The sequence below is a fragment of the Streptomyces sp. STAM6 genome, assembly GCF_054963715.1.
In genome coordinates this window covers 66,171-85,190 of the sequence record NZ_JBUEFZ010000001.1, presented here as the reverse complement: position 1 = coordinate 85,190, position 19,020 = coordinate 66,171, and the positions used below count along the sequence as shown (strand labels likewise).

15 protein-coding genes and 4 pseudogenes are annotated in these 19,020 nt (G+C 73.5%); 4 read left to right on the top strand and 15 right to left on the bottom strand.

Features of this window, described 5'->3' with window-relative positions; all coding sequences use genetic code 11:
* Positions 1–94 precede the first annotated feature (94 nt).
* The gene (locus tag ACY34K_RS00435) at positions 95–1,174 is read left to right on the top strand and encodes an alkene reductase (RefSeq protein WP_462741672.1); all 1,080 of its coding nucleotides are present in this window, start codon (positions 95–97) and stop codon (positions 1,172–1,174) included.
* A gap of 226 nt (positions 1,175–1,400) precedes the next feature.
* Here ACY34K_RS00435 and thpD read toward each other — a convergent pair whose 3' ends face one another.
* From thpD to ACY34K_RS00410, 5 genes are all read right to left on the bottom strand, one after another.
* Positions 1,401–2,273 (bottom strand): ectoine hydroxylase, encoded by an 873-nt coding sequence (gene thpD / locus ACY34K_RS00430; protein ID WP_462741669.1) that lies wholly within the window; start codon positions 2,271–2,273, stop codon positions 1,401–1,403.
* Between the two features lie 6 nt (positions 2,274–2,279).
* Entirely contained in the window at positions 2,280–2,678 is a 399-nt protein-coding gene (locus ACY34K_RS00425) for an ectoine synthase (protein WP_462741667.1), read from the bottom strand.
* A gap of 31 nt (positions 2,679–2,709) precedes the next feature.
* On the bottom strand, positions 2,710–3,978 hold the full coding sequence (gene ectB / locus ACY34K_RS00420) for a diaminobutyrate--2-oxoglutarate transaminase (protein ID WP_462741664.1): 1,269 nt from the start codon (positions 3,976–3,978) through the stop codon (positions 2,710–2,712).
* 29 nt (positions 3,979–4,007) lie between these two features.
* Positions 4,008–4,544: a diaminobutyrate acetyltransferase gene (gene ectA / locus ACY34K_RS00415; protein ID WP_462741661.1), complete on the bottom strand. Its 537-nt coding sequence runs from the start codon at positions 4,542–4,544 to the stop codon at positions 4,008–4,010.
* A 287-nt stretch (positions 4,545–4,831) separates the two neighbouring features.
* Positions 4,832–5,314, bottom strand: coding sequence for a cupin domain-containing protein (locus ACY34K_RS00410; protein WP_462741657.1), 483 nt, complete (start codon positions 5,312–5,314; stop codon positions 4,832–4,834).
* A 94-nt stretch (positions 5,315–5,408) separates the two neighbouring features.
* Here ACY34K_RS00410 and ACY34K_RS00405 point away from each other — a divergent pair.
* Positions 5,409–6,227, top strand: a pseudogene (locus tag ACY34K_RS00405) (LysR family transcriptional regulator); the annotation flags it as partial.
* Positions 6,228–6,295: 68 nt separating this feature from the next.
* Here the strand turns inward: ACY34K_RS00405 and ACY34K_RS00400 are convergent.
* Positions 6,296–7,450 (bottom strand): pyridoxal-phosphate-dependent aminotransferase family protein, encoded by a 1,155-nt coding sequence (locus ACY34K_RS00400; protein WP_462741654.1) that lies wholly within the window; start codon positions 7,448–7,450, stop codon positions 6,296–6,298.
* A 112-nt stretch (positions 7,451–7,562) separates the two neighbouring features.
* On the opposite strand from ACY34K_RS00400, the gene ACY34K_RS00395 reads away from it, so the two are divergent.
* On the top strand, positions 7,563–8,654 hold the full coding sequence (locus ACY34K_RS00395; RefSeq protein WP_462741652.1) for an amidohydrolase family protein: 1,092 nt from the start codon (positions 7,563–7,565) through the stop codon (positions 8,652–8,654).
* A gap of 290 nt (positions 8,655–8,944) precedes the next feature.
* On the opposite strand, the pseudogene ACY34K_RS00390 reads toward ACY34K_RS00395, so the two are convergent.
* Together ACY34K_RS00390 and ACY34K_RS00385 are read right to left on the bottom strand one after the other, a co-directional pair.
* A pseudogene (locus ACY34K_RS00390) lies at positions 8,945–9,268 on the bottom strand (penicillin acylase family protein); the annotation flags it as partial.
* 57 nt (positions 9,269–9,325) lie between these two features.
* Positions 9,326–9,506 (bottom strand): annotated as a pseudogene (locus ACY34K_RS00385) (penicillin acylase family protein); the annotation flags it as partial.
* A 281-nt stretch (positions 9,507–9,787) separates the two neighbouring features.
* Here ACY34K_RS00385 and ACY34K_RS00380 point away from each other — a divergent pair.
* A complete protein-coding gene (locus ACY34K_RS00380; RefSeq protein WP_462741649.1) occupies positions 9,788–10,717 on the top strand; it encodes an SCO1860 family LAETG-anchored protein in 930 nt (309 codons plus the stop codon).
* A 68-nt stretch (positions 10,718–10,785) separates the two neighbouring features.
* Here ACY34K_RS00380 and cobC read toward each other — a convergent pair whose 3' ends face one another.
* The 7 genes and pseudogenes from cobC to ACY34K_RS00345 all read right to left on the bottom strand — a co-directional run bounded on the left by cobC (position 10,786) and on the right by ACY34K_RS00345 (position 18,977).
* Entirely contained in the window at positions 10,786–11,865 is a 1,080-nt protein-coding gene (gene cobC / locus ACY34K_RS00375) for an Rv2231c family pyridoxal phosphate-dependent protein CobC (protein WP_462741646.1), read from the bottom strand.
* Positions 11,866–12,052: 187 nt separating this feature from the next.
* Positions 12,053–12,418, bottom strand: a pseudogene (locus tag ACY34K_RS00370) (cobalamin biosynthesis protein); the annotation flags it as partial.
* Positions 12,418–13,800: a cobyrinate a,c-diamide synthase gene (locus tag ACY34K_RS00365; protein ID WP_462741643.1), complete on the bottom strand. Its 1,383-nt coding sequence runs from the start codon at positions 13,798–13,800 to the stop codon at positions 12,418–12,420. The pseudogene ACY34K_RS00370 and the gene ACY34K_RS00365, both read right to left, overlap by 1 nt.
* Positions 13,794–14,402, bottom strand: coding sequence for a cob(I)yrinic acid a,c-diamide adenosyltransferase (gene cobO, locus ACY34K_RS00360; protein ID WP_462741640.1), 609 nt, complete (start codon positions 14,400–14,402; stop codon positions 13,794–13,796). Before cobO ends, ACY34K_RS00365 begins: the two co-directional genes overlap by 7 nt.
* On the bottom strand, positions 14,402–16,462 hold the full coding sequence (locus ACY34K_RS00355) for a putative cobaltochelatase (RefSeq protein WP_462741637.1): 2,061 nt from the start codon (positions 16,460–16,462) through the stop codon (positions 14,402–14,404). The genes cobO and ACY34K_RS00355 overlap by 1 nt, the downstream gene beginning before the upstream one ends.
* Positions 16,459–18,024 carry a cobyric acid synthase gene (locus ACY34K_RS00350; RefSeq protein WP_462741634.1) on the bottom strand — a complete coding sequence of 522 codons (1,566 nt, stop codon included), beginning with the start codon at positions 18,022–18,024 and terminating at the stop codon, positions 16,459–16,461. Before ACY34K_RS00350 ends, ACY34K_RS00355 begins: the two co-directional genes overlap by 4 nt.
* Positions 18,021–18,977: a cobalamin biosynthesis protein gene (locus ACY34K_RS00345; RefSeq protein ID WP_462742706.1), complete on the bottom strand. Its 957-nt coding sequence runs from the start codon at positions 18,975–18,977 to the stop codon at positions 18,021–18,023. The genes ACY34K_RS00350 and ACY34K_RS00345 overlap by 4 nt, the downstream gene beginning before the upstream one ends.
* Positions 18,978–19,020 lie beyond the last annotated feature (43 nt).

Sequence of the window (19,020 nt, the reverse complement as noted above, 5' to 3'; positions counted from 1 at the left end):
TTTACCTTGGTCGGCCAATGAATGGGTTACAGTGACAGCGGCCAAAAGATTGGCCGACCCATTATTGGTCGGCCACAGATCGCCGGAGGCATTCATGACCACCGCATTCGACCCCATCGACCTGGCCGGCACGCGGCTCGCCAACCGCATCGCGATGGCCCCCATGACCCGCAGCCGGGCCGACGCCGACCGGGTGCCCACCGACCTCACCGTGGAGTACTACGCCCAGCGCGCGTCGGCCGGACTGATCATCACCGAGGGCATCCAGCCCTCCCCGGTGGGCCAGGGCTACCCGGACACCCCCGGACTGCACACCGACGCGCAGGTCGCCGGCTGGCGCAAGGTCACCGACGCGGTGCACGCCGCGGGCGGCCGGATCTTCGCCCAGCTCATGCACTCCGGCCGCATCGGTCACCCGGACCTGATCGCCGACCAGCCGGGCGACCTTCACCCGGTGGGCGCCTCCGCCGTCGCCGCCAGGGGCCAGGTCTACACGCCCGAGGGCCCCAAGGACTTCGTCACCCCGCGCGAACTCACCGACGCCGAGGTGCGTGCCACCGTCGCCGACTACGCCGCCGCCGCGCGGCGCGCCCTGGCCGCCGGCTTCGACGGCGTCGAACTGCACGGCGCCAACGGCTACCTCATCCACCAGTTCCTCGCGCCCGGCTCCAACCGGCGCACCGACGCGTGGGGCGGCTCCGTCGAGGGCCGCATCCGCTTCGCCGTCGAGGTCGTCGAGGCGGTCGCCGCCGAGATCGGCCCCGAGCGCACCGGCCTGCGCGTCTCGCCCGGAAACGTCTTCAACGACATCGAGGAGTCCGACCCCGAGGAGACCTACGTCGCGCTGGTGCAGGCCCTGGAGCCGCTCGGAATCGCCTACCTGCACGTCGGGGAGGCACCGGGCGCCCGTGACATCACCGTCGAACTGCGCAAGCGGTTCTCCGGCACGTTCGTCCTCAACCCCGCCACGGAGGGCCCGACCGGCGCGGACGCCCTGACGCTGGTCGAGAACGGCACGGCCGACGTCATCGCCTTCGGCCAGTTGTTCATCTCCAACCCGGACCTGCCGGCCCGGCTGAAGGCGAACGGCCCGTACAACGCGGTGGACCAGTCCACCTTCTACGGCGGGGACCACCGGGGCTACACCGACTATCCGGCGCTGGCCGCCGGGTGAAACGGACGGGGCGGGACCCACCCGGTCCCGCCCCGCCCCCCACGCCCGCGCGTCACCGCACCGGCGTGGAGCTCACCGCACCGGCGTGAAGTCCCGTGTCCCGATGCTGTGTTTTCCCGGGGGGCGACCCCGGACCCCCGGCGTGGAGCTCACCGGACCGGCGTGAAGTCCCGTGTCCCGATGCTGTGTTTTCCCGGGGGGCGCCCCCCGGACCCCCGGCTGGAGTTCACCGCACCGGCGTGAAGTCCCGTGCCCCGATGAACTCCGGCCGGCGGACCGGTGCCGCGAACGGCTCCACCGCGGTGTTCTCCACGCTGTTGAACACAATGAAGACATTGCTCCGGGGGAACGGGGTGATGTTGTCGCCCGAGCCGTGCATGGCGTTGCAGTCGAACCAGGTCGCCGAGCCGGCCTTGCCGGTGAACAGCCGGATGCCGTGCGCGTCGGCGAACTTCGTCAGCGCCTCGTCCGAGGGCGTGCCCGCGTCCTGCATCTGCAGCGACTTCTTGTAGTTGTCCTTCGGCGTCTCGCCCGCGCAGCCCAGGAACGTCCGGTGCGACCCGGGCATGATCATCAGGCCGCCGTTGGTGTCGTGGTTCTCGGTCAGCGCGATCGACACGGACACCGTCCGCATGCGCGGCAGCCCGTCCTCCGCGTGCCAGGTCTCGAAGTCGGAGTGCCAGTAGAAGCCCGACGCACCGAAGCCCGGCTTCACATTGATCCGCGACTGGTGGACGTACACGTCCGAGCCGAGGATCTCGCGCGCCCGGCCCACGACCCGCTCGTCACGGACGAGCCGCGCGAAGACCTCGCTGATCCGGTGGACCTCGAACACCGACCGCACGTCCTGCGACTTCGGCTCGATGATCGAACGCTCGTCGGCGCGGACGGCCGGGTCGGCGATCAGGCGCTCCAGCTCGGCCCGGTAGACCGCCACCTCGTCCTCCGAGATGAGTCGGTCGACGGCGAGGAAGCCGTCACGCTCGAACGACTCCAGCTCCGGGGTGAGCCGCCCCCAGACGACCGGGTCCTGCCGGGGCGTCACGACCTCGGACGCGCCTCGGGTCGGGTACAGGTCCTGCAGCGTGGTTGCGGTCATCGGATTTCAGCCCTCCTCGGTCAGCAGCGGGTAGACGCCGTTCTCGTCGTGGTCCTCCCGTCCCGTGACGGGAGGGTTGAAGACGCACACGCACCGGAAATCGGTCTTCGGGCGCAGGGTGTGCCGCTCATGGCCGTCGAGCAGGTACATCGTCCCCGGCTCGATCCAGTGCGACTCGCCCGTCTCGTCGTTGGTCAGTTCGGCCTCGCCCTCGACGCAGAGCACGGCCTCGATGTGGTTGGCGTACCACATCGACGTCTCGGTCCCCGCGTACAGCACGGTCTCGTGCAGCGAGAAGCCGACCTTCTCCTTGGCGAGCACGATGCGCTTGCTCTCCCAGGTGCCGGACGCCGCCTTCACATGGCGCTCGGTGTTCTCGATGTCCTTGAGCGATCGGACGATCACTGTGGTGCAACTCCCTTGTTCGAAACGGGGTTCAGGCGGTCTCTCGGACGGATCGGGCCAGCGTGCGCAGCCCCTCGTCCAGCTCGTCGGGCGTGGCGGTCAGCGGCGGCAGCAGTTTGACCACCTCGCTCTGCGGTCCCGAGGTCTCCAGCAGCAGCCCCAGCTCGAAGGCGCGCCGGCAGATGGCGGCCGCCCGCTCCTTGTCGGCGAACTCCAGGCCCCAGACCAGGCCGCGGCCCCGGTAGTGGGCGCCGTAGGCGGAGTTCTCGTCGCAGATCGCCAGCAGGGCCTGCTCGACCTGCTCGCCGCGGGCGAGGGTCTGCTTCTCCATCTGGCCGTCGGCCCAGTAGGTGTCCAGCGCCGCGGTGGCGGTGACGAAGGCGGGGTTGTTGCCGCGGAAGGTGCCGTTGTGCTCGCCCGGGCCCCAGATGTCGAGCTCCGGCTTGAACAGGCACAGCGACATGGGCAGCCCGTAGCCGCTGATGGACTTCGAGAGGGTGACGATGTCCGGGGTGACACCGGCCTCCTCGAAGGAGAAGAAGGCGCCCGTGCGGCCGCAGCCCATCTGGATGTCGTCGACGATCAGCAGCATGTCCTGGCGGTCGCAGAGCTCTCGCAGCGCGCGCAGCCACTCGGGCCGGGCCACGTTGATGCCGCCCTCGCCCTGCACGGTCTCGACGATCACGGCGGCCGGCTTGTTGAGGCCCGAGCCCTGGTCCTCCAGGAGCCGCTCGAACCACAGGAAGTCCGGGACGCGGCCGTCGAGGTAGTTGTCGAACGGCATCGGTGTGCCGTGCACCAGCGGGACGCCGGCACCCGCGCGCTTGAACGCGTTGCCCGTGACGGCCAGGGAGCCCAGCGACATGCCGTGGAAGGCGTTGGTGAACGACACGATCGCCTCGCGTCCCTTCACCTTGCGCGCCAGCTTCAGCGCCGCCTCGACCGCGTTGGTGCCGGTCGGGCCGGGGAACATCACCTTGTACGGCAGGTCGCGCGGCCGCAGCACCACGTTCTGGAAGGATTCCAGGAAGGCGCGTTTCGCGGTCGTCGCCATGTCGAGGCCGTGGGTGATGCCGTCGCGCTCCAGGTAGTCGAGCAGCGCGCGCTTCAGCACGGGATTGTTGTGCCCGTAGTTGAGCGATCCGGCGCCGGCGAAGAAGTCCAGGTACGTGTGTCCGTCCTCGTCGGTGAGGCGGGCGCCCTGCGCGCGGTCGAACACCGCGGGCCAACCGCGGCAGTAGCTGCGCACCTCCGACTCCAGGGTCTCGAAGACACTCAGGGCGGGCGGGGTGATGGTCACAGCGGGTCTCCTCGGTGGGGGTGGGGGTGTCAGGAGGCGATGGGGCCGATGCGGTACAGCACTTCGGGCTGGTGGGTCCCCTCGGGGAACAGCCCTCCGTCGAAGAGGACCTCGCGCTCCAGGGACGCCCCCCGGCGCTCGGCGAAGGAGGTGAAGAGCCGGTCGGAGGCCGTGTTGTCGGGGGTGATGGTGGTCTCCAGCGTGTGGATGCCGCGGGCGGCCACACGTGTGGCCAGCGCGTCCAGCAGCACCCCGGCGAGCCCCCGGCCGCGGTGGCCCTGGTCGACGGCCACCTGCCAGACCAGGAGCGTCTCGGGGCGCTGCGGTCTGACGTATCCGGTGACGAACGCGATCGGCTCACCGTCGGGGCCACGTGCGACCAGGGAGGTCGCGGCGAAGTCCCGGCACCACAGCAGATAGCTGTACGAGGAGTTCAGGTCGAGCACCTCGGAGTCGCGGGCGATACGCCAGATGGCGGCGCCGTCCTCCACCCGGGGCGCGTCCACGGCAATCGCTCCGGTGAATTCGTTTCGGGCACGTGCAAGGTCTGCTTGTGCGGCAGTCATGCGGATTGAACTTACCCAGCAAATTCTGAAATTGCATCGGGGTGAAGGGTTGGGAGGTCCGCATCAATGTGTTATCACGTACGCGCGAAACCGATGTGATTTGCCCGGATATTACCCCGCAAAACAGGCACTGTGTGGAGTCGGTCACATTGCAGTAACCGCCTTGACGCGGCCTTGAATTGTGCGCGAGCCCCTACCGAAATCTTTACGTTTAGGCTTGGGGAAACGGGGCAGAAGAATGCGGGAAGCTACTCGCCCCGGATGTATAGAAAAACATATCCCTGGAATCACCGCCAATTCTCGGTTTCGGCAAAGTGAACGTCGTAGCGTTCCTGCCGCGCGAGCAGGCCCGCGCGCTTCTCCTCGCCCCGCGCGATCCGCCCGAGCGCGCGGAAGTATCCGAACCGCTCCACCCCAGGTGTCACCACCGCCGGCAGATCCGCGCCGTCCCCCGGCGCCGCCCCGAAGGCGTGCACCAGTCCGGGAGGCACGACGACGAGGTCCCCCGGCGTCGCCGTCACCACCTCGGAGCCCAGCAGCACCTCCAGCGTTCCGCCGGGCACGTGGAAGAACTCGGTGGACCTCAGGTGCCGGCGGGGCTTCGCACCCTCCGCGCCGGCGGGCAGCGTCAGCCGGTTCGCGCCCAGCGCACCCGCCGTCGCGCTGCTGTCCGCCAGCAGCCGGAACACCGCTCCCGACGGCAACTCGACCGTCTCCGCCGCACCGCCCGCACCACCGGATGAGTCATTCAGGCCTCCCTGCCCGTACATGCGTTTGGGCGCCGTGCGCGCCCCGGAACAAGTACATGTGGGGAAGAAGTCGCGGCCAAGAAGCAGTTGACGACCACAGTGATCATCAACGGTGATGGGTGGGGGACCAGGAGTGGAGCTGCGTCAGCTGGAGTATTTCGTCGCGGTCGCCGAGGAACTCGGCTTCGGCCGGGCCGCCGAGCGGCTGCACATCGTCCAGGCGGCGGTGAGCCAGCAGATAGCGAGGCTGGAGCGGGAGTTGGGGCTGCGGCTCTTCGACCGCTCGACCCGTCATGTGCGCCTCACCGCGGCCGGGGAGCGGCTGCTGCCGGAGGCGCGCGCCGCGCTGGCCGCCGCCGCGCGGATCCGGCACACCGCGGACGGCATAGCCGCCGGCACGGAGGGCCTCGTGCGGCTCGGCACCACCCGCGCGTTCGCGGACCGGGTCTACCGCGCCCTCGACACCCTGGCCGCCGGCCGCCCGGGACTACGGGTACGCCTGGAACGGGCGCCCCAGGAGGCCCGGCTCGCGGCGGTGCGTTCCGGGACCTTCGACGCGGCCCTGGTCCGCACCGTGGAACACGCGGACGGCGTCGCCCTCCACCCGCTGTGGAGCGACCCGCTGATCGCGGCGGTGCCCGCGGCCCACGCCGCGGCCCTCGGCCTCACGGGCGACGAGCCGCCGGCCCTCGACCGGCTCGCGGCCCTGCCCCTGCGTCTCGCCCCGCGCGCCGCCAACCCGGCCTTCCACGACCTGATCACCCGGCTGCTCCCGCACTGGACCCCGGGGCCGCCGTTCACCACGCTCCAGGACACCCTCACCGAGCTCGCCGCCGCCCCGGAGCCGTCCTGGACCGTGTTCTACCCGGTCGGCGGCCTTCCGCCGGCCGGCCGGATCGTCTTCCACACCCTTCCGGACCTCGCGGTCCCGGTCTCCCTGGCCACGCCGCCGGGACCGCTCACCCCGGCGGTCCGGGCGCTGCTGGACGCCCTGTCGGTCAGTCAGCCCCACATCCCGTCGGCCGCCCGGCCGGCACCGGCCAGGTCGACCTTCGCCCCGGTCTCGCGGAGCGCCGTACCCAGGGCAGTCAGGGACGACCGGACGGCACCCGGAGTGGCGTCCGCGCCGTAGTGGTTGACCCGGATCAGCTCCCCGGCCGGCGTGCCGCCCGCCCCGCTCCCACCACCGCCCTCGACGGAGGCGCTGCGCGCCGCCCCTCCCGTTACCGCGGCCAGGGGCAGCGCCGGGTCGGCGGCAAGCGCCTTCGCCACCAGCGCGGACGCGTCCACGCCGGCCGGGAGGCGCAGCGTCGTCGCCACCGGAGCGGCCTCCTTCGCCTCGCGCACGTACGGCTCGACGCCGCCGCCCAGCGCCAGCGCGCCGGCCCGGGTGGCCGCGGCGGCCGACGCGTGCCGGGCCATCAGGGCGTCGAGGCCTTCCGCCTCGATCCGCTCCAGGCACGCCTCCAGGGCCAGCATCTCCAGCTGCGCCGGCGCGTGCAGCAGTGCCTTGCGGCCACCGTCGATCCAGCGCTCCTTCCAGTCGAGGAGCGAGAGGTACGAGCGGCGCGGCGCGGCCGGGTTCGCCGCGAACCGCTCCCAGGCACGCTCGCTCACCGACACCGCCGAGACGCCCGCCGGCCCGCCCATCGCCTTCTGGGCACCGATGACGCACAGATCGACGCCCCAGGCGTCCGGGAGGACCGGCTCCGCCCCGATCGACGCCACCGCGTCCAGGTGGAACAGCGCGCCGTGCGCCCGCACCACCTCGCCGATCTCCGCGACCGGGTTGGTGTTCCCGGTCGCCGCCTCCGCGTGCACCAGCGACACGAAGTCGATCGCCGGGTGCTCCGCCAGCGTCCGTTCGACCCGCTCGGCGGTCACCGCCGTGTGGAACGGCACCTCCAGGTCCACGACCGTCGCCCCGCAGTCGCGCAGCCAGCCGCCGAACGTCTGCCCGTACGGGCCGGTGATCACGTTCAGCGCGGTCGAACCCGGGTGCGCCGCGGCCCTGATGCAGCCTTCCAGTGGCAGCAGCGCCTCCCCCTGGGTGATGACCACGTTCCGCTCGGTGGAGAGCAGTGCGGCCACCCGGCGCTCGATCGCCGCGAAGCGGTCGGCGGTCAGCGGGGCCAGGTCGAGGAGGGGGTGGCTCACGGGGTGCTCTCTTCCGTCTCACGCGTCGGGTGACCGGTCAACCGCCGAGGTTACCCAGCCTCGTCGACGGCCCCCCTCGTCCCCCGAGCGGTGCCCCTCGTACAGTGCAGGAATGAGCGATCACGTGGTGCTGCGGGTGAAGGGCCGGGTGCTCGTCGGCCCGGAGGACGTCCGGGACGAACTCTGGGTGGTCGACGGGCGGATCACCTTCGACCGGCCCGCCCTCGCCCAGGACGTCAGGACGGTACGGGGCTGGGCGCTGCCCGGACTGGTCGACGCCCACTGCCACGTCGGCCTGGACGCCCACGGCGCGGTCGACGCGGCCACCAGCGAGAAGCAGGCCCTGACCGACCGGGACGCGGGCACCCTGCTGATCCGTGACGCCGGTTCACCGGCCGACACCCGCTGGATCGACGACCGCGACGACCTCCCGAAGATCATCCGGGCGGGCCGCCACATCGCCCGCACCCGGCGCTACATCCGCAACTACGCGCACGAGATCGAGCCGGCCGACCTCGTCGATTACGTCGCCCGGGAGGCGCGGCGCGGCGACGGCTGGGTCAAGCTCGTCGGCGACTGGCTGGACCGGGGCCTCGGGGACCTGTCGGCCTGCTGGCCGCGCGCCGAGGTCGAGGCGGCCATCGCCGAGGCGCACCGGCTGGGCGCGCGGGTCACCGCGCACTGCTTCGCCGAGGACTCGCTGCGGGACCTGGTGGAGGCGGGTATCGACTGCATCGAGCACGCGACCGGCCTGACCGAGGACACCATCCCGCTGTTCGCCGAGCGCGGGGTCGCGATCGTGCCGACGCTGGTCAACATCGCGACATTCCCGCGGCTCGCCGACGGGGGAGAGGCCAAGTTCCCGCGCTGGGCCGACCACATGCGCCGGCTCCACGAGCGCCGGTACGACACCGTGGGCGCGGCCTACGACGCCGGCATCCCGGTGTTCGTCGGCACCGACGCGGGCGGCTCCCTGGCACACGGCCTGGTCGCCGCCGAGGTCGCGGAGCTCGTCCGGGCCGGCATCCCGCCGCTGCGGGCCCTGTCGGCGGCCACCTGGGGAGCGAGGGCCTGGCTGGGGCGGCCCGCCCTGGACGAGGGCGCCCCGGCCGATCTGGTCGTCTACGACGAGGACCCCCGCGCCGACGTCCGCGTCCTGGCCGCCCCGCGGCGGGTGATCCTCAACGGCCGGCCGACCGGCTAGCGGGTGTCCGGTGGATCGGGCTGGATCAGCGTCGTGGGCCCAGCATGATCCACCGGGCCACGCCCGAGGGCGCTTCCTCCGGATCGGGCCGGGCCGGATGTGCGGCTTCCGGTGCGCGCGGACGCAGGGCGGAGGGGAAGCCACTGCGGTGGGGGCGCCTCCCGTGCCCGGAGGGCCACGGGGGCATGGGCGACGACGGCGACGCGGCGGCCGCGCGTGCCAGGGCGGCTCACGAGCCCGGCGCGATCCGAAGGAAACGCCCTGGGCCGGACCGGACGGCGGCCGTCGGCTCAGGCGTGGTCGTGCCGCTCCTCGGTGAGCCGGCTCCAGTCGGTGACGACGGGGACGAGTCCGCCCCGCAGCCACAGGGCCAGCTGATCGCGCTCGTGCGGGTGGCCCGGAACGCCCGAGGCGCCGAGGGGCACGACCCACAGGCTGTCCTCGCGCCGCGCCAGGTCCCACACGTACCGGGCGGCCGGGCCGCGGGCGCTGAGGTCGGTCAGACCCGGGACGCTGGACGTGGACAGGACGCAGTCGTGGTCGCCGTCCAGCCCCGGCCACTCCTCGCCGACGTCGGGCATGGCGGCCCAGGGCGCGAGACGGTGCGTCGAGCGCCGCGTAGCACCGGCGGGCCGTGTCGGCCAGCCGGGTGCGGCGGGCGAAGGTGTCCCATTCCACGGCCCCGGCGCCGAGGAAGGCCGCCGTGGTGCCCCGGGCGCGATGCCGCTCCACCTCCAGCTGCCGGGCTCGGTCCAGGGCGGTGGTGCGGCCCTGCACGAAGGCGAGCCGGTGTGCGTCGTCCGCCCGGAGATGCGGGATGCCCCAGTCGTCCCGGTAGACCTCGATGCTCACTCTCGTCGCCACCTCTTCACCCAAGGGTGCCTCACGTCACGTCATGTCACAGCTCCGGACGGAGGCGATGCCCCTGCGCGTGACCCGCGGGGCTCGCGCGCACCACCGTGCCGCAGGAATCGAAAGCACACGCGGAAACCCCACTTTGGGGTGAACTCACTTCAGGTGTCCACGAGTTCACTCTCCGTGCGCCAGGATTCCGGTGTCCCAGTCGCCGCCGCTCATGTGTTCCCCGTGAGTGTGTCCGGCGAGCCGTTGTCTCCTGTGGGGGTTCCGCCACCTTGAACAGCAACACCGTCCGTGTCCCCGTCAGCCGTGCGTCCGTACGCCGTTCCGCCGCGGCGACGGCCGCCCTGGTGCTCACCGCCGGCCCCGCGGTCCTCGCCGCCCCCGCCGCGCACGCCACCGGGGGTACGGGCGACGGCCGGGCGACCGCGGTCGTCCTGCGGACCGGCCTGGACGTCTCCCTGCTCAACAAGACCGTCAACGTCCCGCTCAAGGCCACGCTCAATGAGGTCGAGGCCCCGGCGAGCGCCGACAAGACCGCCCTGACCGTCGAACTCGACGGCGTCGACGGGGGCAGGCCGGTCAGTGTGCTGCGCGCCGACGTGGCCACCGCCAGGGCCACCGCCGACCGCCACCGGGCCGAGGGAACCGCCAACCTCGCCAAGGCGACCGTGCATGTTCCCGGACTGCCCCTGCTGTCGCTGATCCAGGTCGAGAAGGTCACCTCCACGGCGGTCTGCGAAGCGGGCCGGCGACCGGTCGCCGAATCGAATCTCCTCGGCCATGTCACCGTCCTCGGCAAGAAGGTGACGCTTTCGGCCGGCGGCCCGACCAAGGTCGACGTCCCGGGCGTCGGCCAGGTCACGCTCGACCTGTCGAACACCCACACCACCACCCGCACGGCCGCCGCCACCGCCCTGGGCCTCAAGGTCTCGGTGAACCCCCTCAAGCTGAACGTCGCCGAGGTCACCGGCACCGTCACCCTCGCGGAAGCCACCTGCGAGTCCCCCGCGGCACCGCGGAAGCCCGCCACCGACACCGGCGTCCGCCCCCAGACCGGCGAGACCGCACCTGCCGAGGCCAACCTCGCCGAGACGGGCGGCAGTTCGGCCACCCCGTACCTCGCGGGCGGGGCCCTGGGGCTCGTCGCCGGAGGCATCGTCGCGCTGACCCTCACCCGTCGCGCCCGCGCGGCCCGCGACTGACCCCACCGTCCCGGGCGGGCCGGACCCGCCCGTTCCGCCCGGGAGAGCGTCCTGGGGCGTGACACGCCCTAGGACTGACGGCCCGGCCCGCGCGCCCATCCCGCCATCACCAGCGCCTGGTCCAGCGCCTGAAGGAAACGGTTCGTCGTCGCCCGGTCGCGGACCGCCAGCCGGAGCCACTGGGGGCCGAGGCCGGGGAAGGTGTCGCCGCGGCGGGCGGCGAAGCCCAGCGCGCGCAGCCGCTCGCGCACCACGTCCGCGCCCTCGATGCGGATCAGCACGAACGGTCCCTCCGCCGACGCCACCGCCCGCACCTCCTCGAACTCGGCGAGCCCGGCCAGCAGATGGGCGCGCTCCACCGCGATCCGGTGCGCCGCGTGCTCCGCCTCCGCCAGCGCCGCCCGCGACATGCACGCCTCCGCCGCCGCGAGCGCGGGCGACGAGACCGGCCACAGGGGCTGTGCCTTCTCCAGGGCCGCCACCGTCGCGGGCTCGGCCAGCACGTAGCCGATCCGCAGACCCGCCAGCCCCCACGTCTTGGTGAGGCTGCGCAGCACCACGAGCCCCGGCACGTCCGTCCGGCCGGCCAGTGCCTCCCGCTCGCCCGGCACGGCGTCCATGAACGCCTCGTCCACCACCAGCGTCCGGCCCGGCCGGGCCAGCCGGGCGAGCTCCCCGGCCGGGTGCAGCACGGACGTGGGGTTGGTGGGATTGCCCACCACGACCAGATCGGCGTCCTCCGGCACCGCCGCCGGGTCGAGCCGGAATCCGTCCTCCTCCCGCAGCAGCACCCGCCGCACATCGTGCCCGGCGTCCCGCAGCGCCGCCTCGGGCTCGGTGAACTGCGGATGCACCACCACCGGCCGCCGCACCGGCAACGCCCGCGCCAGCAGCACGAACGCCTCGGCCGCCCCCGCCGTCAGCAACACCCGCTCCGGCGCCAGATCGTGCCGCTCGGCGACGGCGGCCCGGGCCGCCCGCCCGTCCGGATACGCGGCCAGCCCGGTCAGCGAGGCCGCGATCCGCTCCCGCAACCACTCGGGCGGCGTGTTCGTACGGACATTGACCGCCAGATCGGTCAGCTTCTCGTCCCGGACCTCCGCGTCACCGTGATGCCGCAGATCGTGGGTGTCAGTGTGGGTATGCATGGCCGCCATCGGGTGGGTGGAAGTGGGGGGTGAACGGCGGACCGCCCGTGGCGGCCTGCCCGGACAAGAGGTGCCCAGCGGGTCACGCTCGGCATCACTGTCGCTCCCTGTCTAAAGACTCCGGAGCGGCCGGTGCTGTCAACGCCGCTTCCCCACCGATGTACCCCCGTCCCATGTTCAACAACCGCCCGCGGGCGACCGCGCAGGTCACCCGCACCCCGCCCGCCGCCCGCCGCTTCGGTACGACCAGCTCGCCGCCGGACGCCAGCGCCGCCGCCTCCGCCACCGACGGCGTCCCCACGGCGCCCGCCACCGCGGCGGACGGGTGCGGCACGTCAACGCGGGCCAGTTCCGCCGCCGGACGGGTCCACAGCGGCACCCCCATCCGCTGCGCGGCCGCCACGATGCCGGGTTCGTCTGCCTTGGTGTCGACGGTCGCCAGTGCCACGACGTCGGCCGCCGTCAGCCCGGCATCCCGGAGGGTCTCCTCGACCAGCCCGAGCACCTCGTCCGCCGACACCCCCCGCCCGGCTCCGACCCCGACGACCAGCATCACCGTGCGCAGAACTCCACGAACCGCCGCGCCGTTTCCGGCACCGCCGCCCAGTGGGTGTGCACATAACTCGCGTGCACACCGCCCTGGACGAAGCCCTCCACGCGCCGCTCCGGCTGCCGCAGCCCCCACGCGGGCAGCGAGCCCGCGCCCGGCTCGACGACCGTGCGGTGGAACTCGTGGCCGCGCACGCGCGTACCCGCCGCCGCCAGCGGACTGTCGCTCACCGCGACCGCGTCGCGGTACCCCAGCGTGAGCCGCTCCGACATGCGCGCGTCGGCGTCGAGAACCCCGCACATGGGCCTCCCGTCCAGCGAGCGCGCGAGATAGAGCAGCCCGGCGCACTCCGCGGCGATCGGCGCGCCCGACGCGGCGAGTTCGGCGACCGCTTTGCGCAGCGGCTCGTTGGCCGACAGCGCCTCCCCGTACATCTCGGGGAACCCGCCGCCGACGACCAGCCCCGAGGTCCCCTCGGGCAGCGTCTCGTCCCGGAGCGGATCGAAGGTGACGACCTCGGCGCCCGCCGCCGCCAGGAGCTCCGCGTGCTCGGCGTAGGAGAACGTGAACGCGGCCCCGCCCGCGACGGCGACGACCGGCCCCCGGCCGGCCTCGTCCCGCCACCGCGGGCCGGCGGCCGGGGTGTGCCCGGCCGCAGCGGCCCCCAGGGCGCCCCACGCCTCGGTGCGCAACTCCGGTGCGCTGCGCGCCAGCGCCAGCAGGGCGTCCAGGTCGCAGCCCTGCCGCACCTGCTCGGCCTGCGCCGCCACCGCCTCCACCGCCGCGGCCTGCCGCTCGGCGACCGGCACCAGACCCAGGTGCCGGGACGGCGTGGCGACCGCGGGGGCCCGCCGCAGCACCCCCAGCACCGGCACGCCCGACTCCCCGAGCGCCTCCCGCAGCAGATGCTCGTGCCGGTCGGTGGCGACCTTGTTGAGGATCACCCCGCCGATCCGCACCTCCGGGTCCCACGACGCGAAGCCGTGCACCAGCGCCGCCACCGACCGGGACTGCGACGAGGCGTCCACCACCAGCACCACCGGTGCCTTCAGCAACTTGGCGACCTGCGCCGTCGAGGCCAGCTCACCCTGGTCGGCGGCACCGTCGTAGAGGCCCATCACCCCTTCGACCACGGCCAGTTCGCAGCCGCGCGCGCCGTGTGCGAAGAGCGGCGCGATCAGCTCCGTGCCGCACATGTACGCGTCGAGGTTGCGGCCCGGCCGGCCGGTGGCGAGCGCGTGGTAGCCCGGATCGATGTAGTCCGGCCCCACCTTGTGCGGGGACACCGCGAGCCCCCGCGAGGCGAACGCGGCCATCAGGCCGGTCGCCACGGTGGTCTTGCCCGCGCCGGACGACGGTGCCGCGATGACGAGACGTGCTACCACTCGATGCCCCGCTGGCCCTTCTGACCGGCGTCCATCGGGTGCTTCACCTTGGACATGTCGGTGACGAGGTCGGCGAACTCGCACAGCTCGGCCGGCGCGTTGCGGCCGGTGATCACCACGTGCTGGGTGCCCGGCCGGTTCCTCAGCACCTCGACCACCTCGGCGGTGTCGATCCAGCCCCAGTGCAGCAGATAGGCGAACTCGTCCAGGACGTAGAACGTGTACTTCTCCGCGGCGAGGTCCCGCTTGACCTGCTCCCAGCCCTCGCGGGCCTTGTCCTCGTGCGACTGCTCGCCCTCGGCCGGCGGCCGCTGGATCCAGGACCAGCCCTCTCCCATCTTGTGCCAGTCGACCGTGCCGCCCTTGCCGGTCTCGCCCAGCGCCTTGAGCGCGTTCTCCTCGCCGACCCTCCACTTCGCCGACTTGACGAACTGGAACACCCCGACCGGCCAGCCCTGGTTCCAGGCGCGCAGCGCCATCCCGAACGCGGCGGTCGACTTCCCCTTGCCCACGCCCGTGTGCACCATCACCAGCGGCCGGTTGCGGCGCTGGCGGGTGGTCAGACCGTCCTGCGGTACGACGGTCGGCTGTCCCTGCGGCATTATGCGGCCCTCCTCGTTGCTTGGACGTCCCTGACCAGACCCGCGATGGAGTCCGCGCGCAGTTCGTCGAGTGTGACGACGGTGCCGCCGAGCTGACGGGCCAGCTCCGCGGCCAGCCCCAGCCGTACCGGCCCCGTCTCGCAGTCGAGCACCACCGACGCGGTGCCCTCGGCGGCGTGCAGTCCGGCCGCGCGGGCGGCCAGCTTCAGCGGCTCGGGGCCGCCGGTCGCCCGGCCGTCCGTGACGACCACCAGCAGCGGCCGGCGCGACGGATCGCGCAGCCGCTCCACCCGCAGTACGTCGTGGGCCTTGAGCAGACCCGCCGACAGCGGCGTCCGGCCGCCCGTCGGCAGCTGTTCCAGCCGCGTCGCCGCGGCGTCCACCGACGACGTCGGCGGCAGAGCCACCTCGGCGGCGGAGCCGCGGAAGGTGACCAGCCCGACCTTGTCGCGCCGCTGGTAGGCGTCCAGCAGCAGCGACAGCACGGCTCCCTTCACGGCACTCATCCGCTGCCGGGCCGCCATCGAACCCGAGGCGTCCACCGCGAACAGCACCAGATTGCCCTCCCGGCCCTCCCGGGTCGCCTGGCGCAGATCATCACGCCGGACGACGAGACCGGGCCCGGACCGGCCCCGGGCGCGCTGGTGCGGCGCGGCCGCCCGCACGGTCGCCGCCAGGTGCAGCTTGGTCAGCGCACCCCGCGGCCGGCGCGCACCGGTCGTCCGGCCGTGCTCGGTACGCGCGCGCGAACGGCGCCCGGCCGCGCCCTCGCCGAGGCCGGGCACGCTCAGCACCTTCGTACGGAACGGCTCGGCGGCCGCCACGGCGGCCTGTCCGGCGGGGGAGGCGGACGCGCCGCCGGCGGGGGCGGGCGCCTGCTCCGCGTCGGCCGGCGCCTCCGGCGCGGCCTGCGTGTCAGGGGCCTGTGGCGCGGCGGAGTCCTCCGGAGCACCACTCTGCGGCGGCACACCGCCGCCACCGCCATCCCCACCGCCGTCCCCACCGCCGTCCGGGCCCGGGTCGGGGTCCGGCTCGTCGTCCCCGCCGCCGAACTCCTCCAGCGTCTCGTCCAGCTTGTCCTCGTCCAGGCCCGGCGCGTCGAACGGGTTGCGCCGGCGCCGGTGCGGCAGCGCCAGCAGCGCCGCCTGCCGGACGTCGTCCGACGTGACGTCCGTGCGCCCGGCCCAGGCGGCCAGAGCCGTCGCGGTACGGGCCATGACGATGTCCGCCCGCATGCCGTCCACCTCGAACGCGGCGCACGTCGCCGCGATCTGGCGCAACGCCGCGTCACCCAGGTTCACGGCGGGCAGCAGTTCCCGGGCGGCCACGATCCGCGCCCGCAGCGCCGCCTCCTCGTCCGCCCAGCGCGCGGCGAACGCGGCCGGGTCGTCGTCGTAGGCGAGCCGCCGCCGTACCACCTCGACCCGCTGGTCCGGCTCGCGCGACGCGGCCACCTCGACGGTCAGCCCGAACCGGTCGAGCAACTGCGGCCGCAGCTCCCCCTCCTCGGGGTTCATCGTCCCGACGAGCAGGAAGCGGGCCGCGTGCCGCACCGAGACGCCCTCGCGCTCCACGTACGACGCGCCCATGGCGGCCGCGTCGAGCAGCAGGTCCACGAGGTGGTCGTGGAGGAGGTTGACCTCGTCGACGTAGAGCACACCGCGGTGCGCGTCCGCCAGCAGGCCGGGCTCGAAGGCCTTCACCCCGTCCGCCAGGGCACGCTCGATGTCGAGGGCGCCCACGAGCCGGTCCTCCGAGGCGCCGACGGGCAGCTCCACCATCCGGGCGGGTCGCGCCACGCCCGGCGCGACCTCGTGCGGCCCGTCCGGGCACGCCGGGTCGGGGGAGGCGGGCGCACAGGAGAAGCGGCAGCCGGCGACCACCTCGACGTCCGGCATCAGCGCCGCGAGGGCCCGCACGGCCGTCGACTTCGCGGTGCCCTTCTCCCCGCGGACGAGCACACCGCCGACGGCCGGGGACACCGCGTTCAGCAGCAGCCCGAGCCGCAGATCGTCCATACCGACGATCGCGGTGAAGGGATAGTGGGGTGCAGTGCTCATGAAGGTGCTCCGGGGTGTTCGGGTGCTCCGGGTGCGATGAAGGGAAGGCCGGCCGGCGGGCCCTGTTCGACGAGCCTCAGGAGCGCGTCGGTGTCCGCGTGTTCCTCGATCAGGTCGCCGAGCCGGTCCAGCTGCTCCTCGCGCAGCGCGCCGAACGCCGTGTCCGGCGCCGGGACGAAGCGGCGGCCGGCCTCAGCGGCCACGACGCGCAGGAAGGCGCGGCGGAAGCCGTCGCTCTCCAGCGACCCGTGCCAGTGGGTGCCCCACACGGCCCCGACCCGGCAGCCGTCCAGGAACGGCTCGCCGCCCAGCACCTCGGCGACGCCGTGGTGGATCTCGTACCCCTCGACCCGCTCGCCGAGTGCCTCGCCGACCGGGCGCGCCAGGGTCTTCTCGCGGGCGAACCGCACCCGCACCGGCAGCAGTCCGAGCCCCGCGACCTCACCGGCCCGGGACTCCACCTCGTCCTCGATGTGTTCGCCCAGCGCCTGGAAACCGCCGCAGATGCCGAGGACCGGGCGGCCCTCGGCCGCGCGCCGCGCGAGCGCGCCGGCCAGGCCCCGCTCGCGCAGCCACTCCAGCGCCCCGACCGTGCCGCGGGTGCCCGGCACGACCACCAGATCCGCGTCGACGAGCTCCTCGGGCCGGTCGACGAACCGCACGACCACACCCGGCTCCGCGGCCAGCGCGTCCACGTCGGTGAAATTCGACATCAGCGGTACGGCGCAGACGGCGACGCGCAGCACGTCCTCGCCCACGGGCGCCGCGACCACGGACTCGCGCACGGTTCCCCGCAGGGACACCCGCAGTCCGTCCTCCTCGTCGATCCCGAGACCGTGCGCGTACGGCAGGACGCCGAACGTGCGGCGCCCGGTGAGCCCGTGCAGCATGTCCAGACCCGGCTCCAGCAGGGTCACGTCGCCGCGGAACTTGTTGACAAGGTAGCCCGCGACCAGTTCCTGGTCCTCGGGTGCCAGCAGCGCCGTCGTACCGAAGAACTGCGCGAAGACCCCGCCCCGGTCGATGTCGCCGACCACGACGACGGGGAAGCGCGCGGCACGCGCTATGCCCATGTTCACGATGTCGGTGCGGCGCAGATTGATCTCCGCCGGGCTGCCCGCGCCCTCGCAGATCACCGCGTCGTACGAGCGCCGCAGCTCCTCCAGGCAGGCCATCACCGGCTCGAACAGCTCACGCTGCCGGCCACCGTGCAGCATCTTCCCTGGGGACGACCCACTCGGCCCCCCGAAGAACCCCCGGGCGCTCAGCTCACCCACCGGCTTGCCCATCAGCACGACCTGGCTGGAGCGGTCGCTGCCCGGCTTCAGCAGGACCGGGTTCATCAGCGCCGTCGGCTCGACGCGGGCCGCCTGTGCCTGCATGGCCTGGGCGCGCCCGATCTCCGCGCCCTCGCGCGTGACGAACGAATTGAGGGACATGTTCTGCCCCTTGAACGGGGCGACCTTCACGCCCCTGCGGACCAGCCACCGGCAGATGCCCGCCGTGACGACGCTCTTGCCCGCGTCGGACGTGGTGCCCGCGACGAGCAGCCCCCCACTCATGTACGCCTCCGCTTCATGGCCCCGAAGGCCAGCCGCCCGCCCACGCACACGGCCAGCGCGAGGGCACTCACCCGGCGCGATAGCCGCACCGCCCGTTCGATGTCCCCGACCTCCACGTCCCGGCCGACCCCGTTGAGCACGGGCCGGTGCTCGACCCGGCCGCCGTACGACAGGGTCCCCCCGAGTCGTACCCCCAGCGCGCCCGCGAACGACGCCTCCACCGGGCCCGCGTTGGGGCTCGGGTGCCCGGCGGCGTCCGCGCGCCAGGCGCGTACCGCCCCGCGCGGGTCACCGCCCGCGACCGCCGCGAGCGCGGCCGTCAGGCGGGCACCCGGCCAGCCCGCCACATCGTCCAGCCGGGCCGACGCCCAGCCGAACCGGCGGTAGCGCGGCGACTTGTGGCCCACCATCGCGTCCAGGGTGTTGACCGCCCGGAAGCCGACCAGGCCCGGTACTCCGGCGAGCGCACCCCACACCAGCGCACCGACCACTGCGTCCGAGGTGTTCTCGGCGACCGACTCCACGACCGCACGCGCGATCCCGGCCTCGTCCAGCGCCTGCGGATCGCGCCCGCACAGATGCGGCAGCCGCTCACGCGCCACCTCCGCGTCGCCGGCTGCCAGGGCCCCGCCGATCGCGCGGGCCTCCCGCCCCAGCGTCGTACCGCCCACGACGGCCCAGACGGACGCGGCGGTCAGCGCGACGGATGCGGCGCCCCCGGCCCGGCCGCGCACCGCGCGCGCGGCCAGTGCGGCCGCCCCCGCCGCGCCACCGGCGCACACCAGGGCATGCAGCGCACCCCAGCCGCGGTGGTCGCGCCACAACACGCTCTCCACACCACCCGCAGCCCGGCCGAAAGCGGCCACCGGGTGTCCGCGGCGGGGATCACCGAGAAGCAGGTCGACGGCGAGCCCGGTGGCCGCGCCGCAGGCGAAGACGGAGTCACCGCGCATCGGTTCGCCCCACCGGTGGGCAGGGAAGGGCATGGGCGAACGC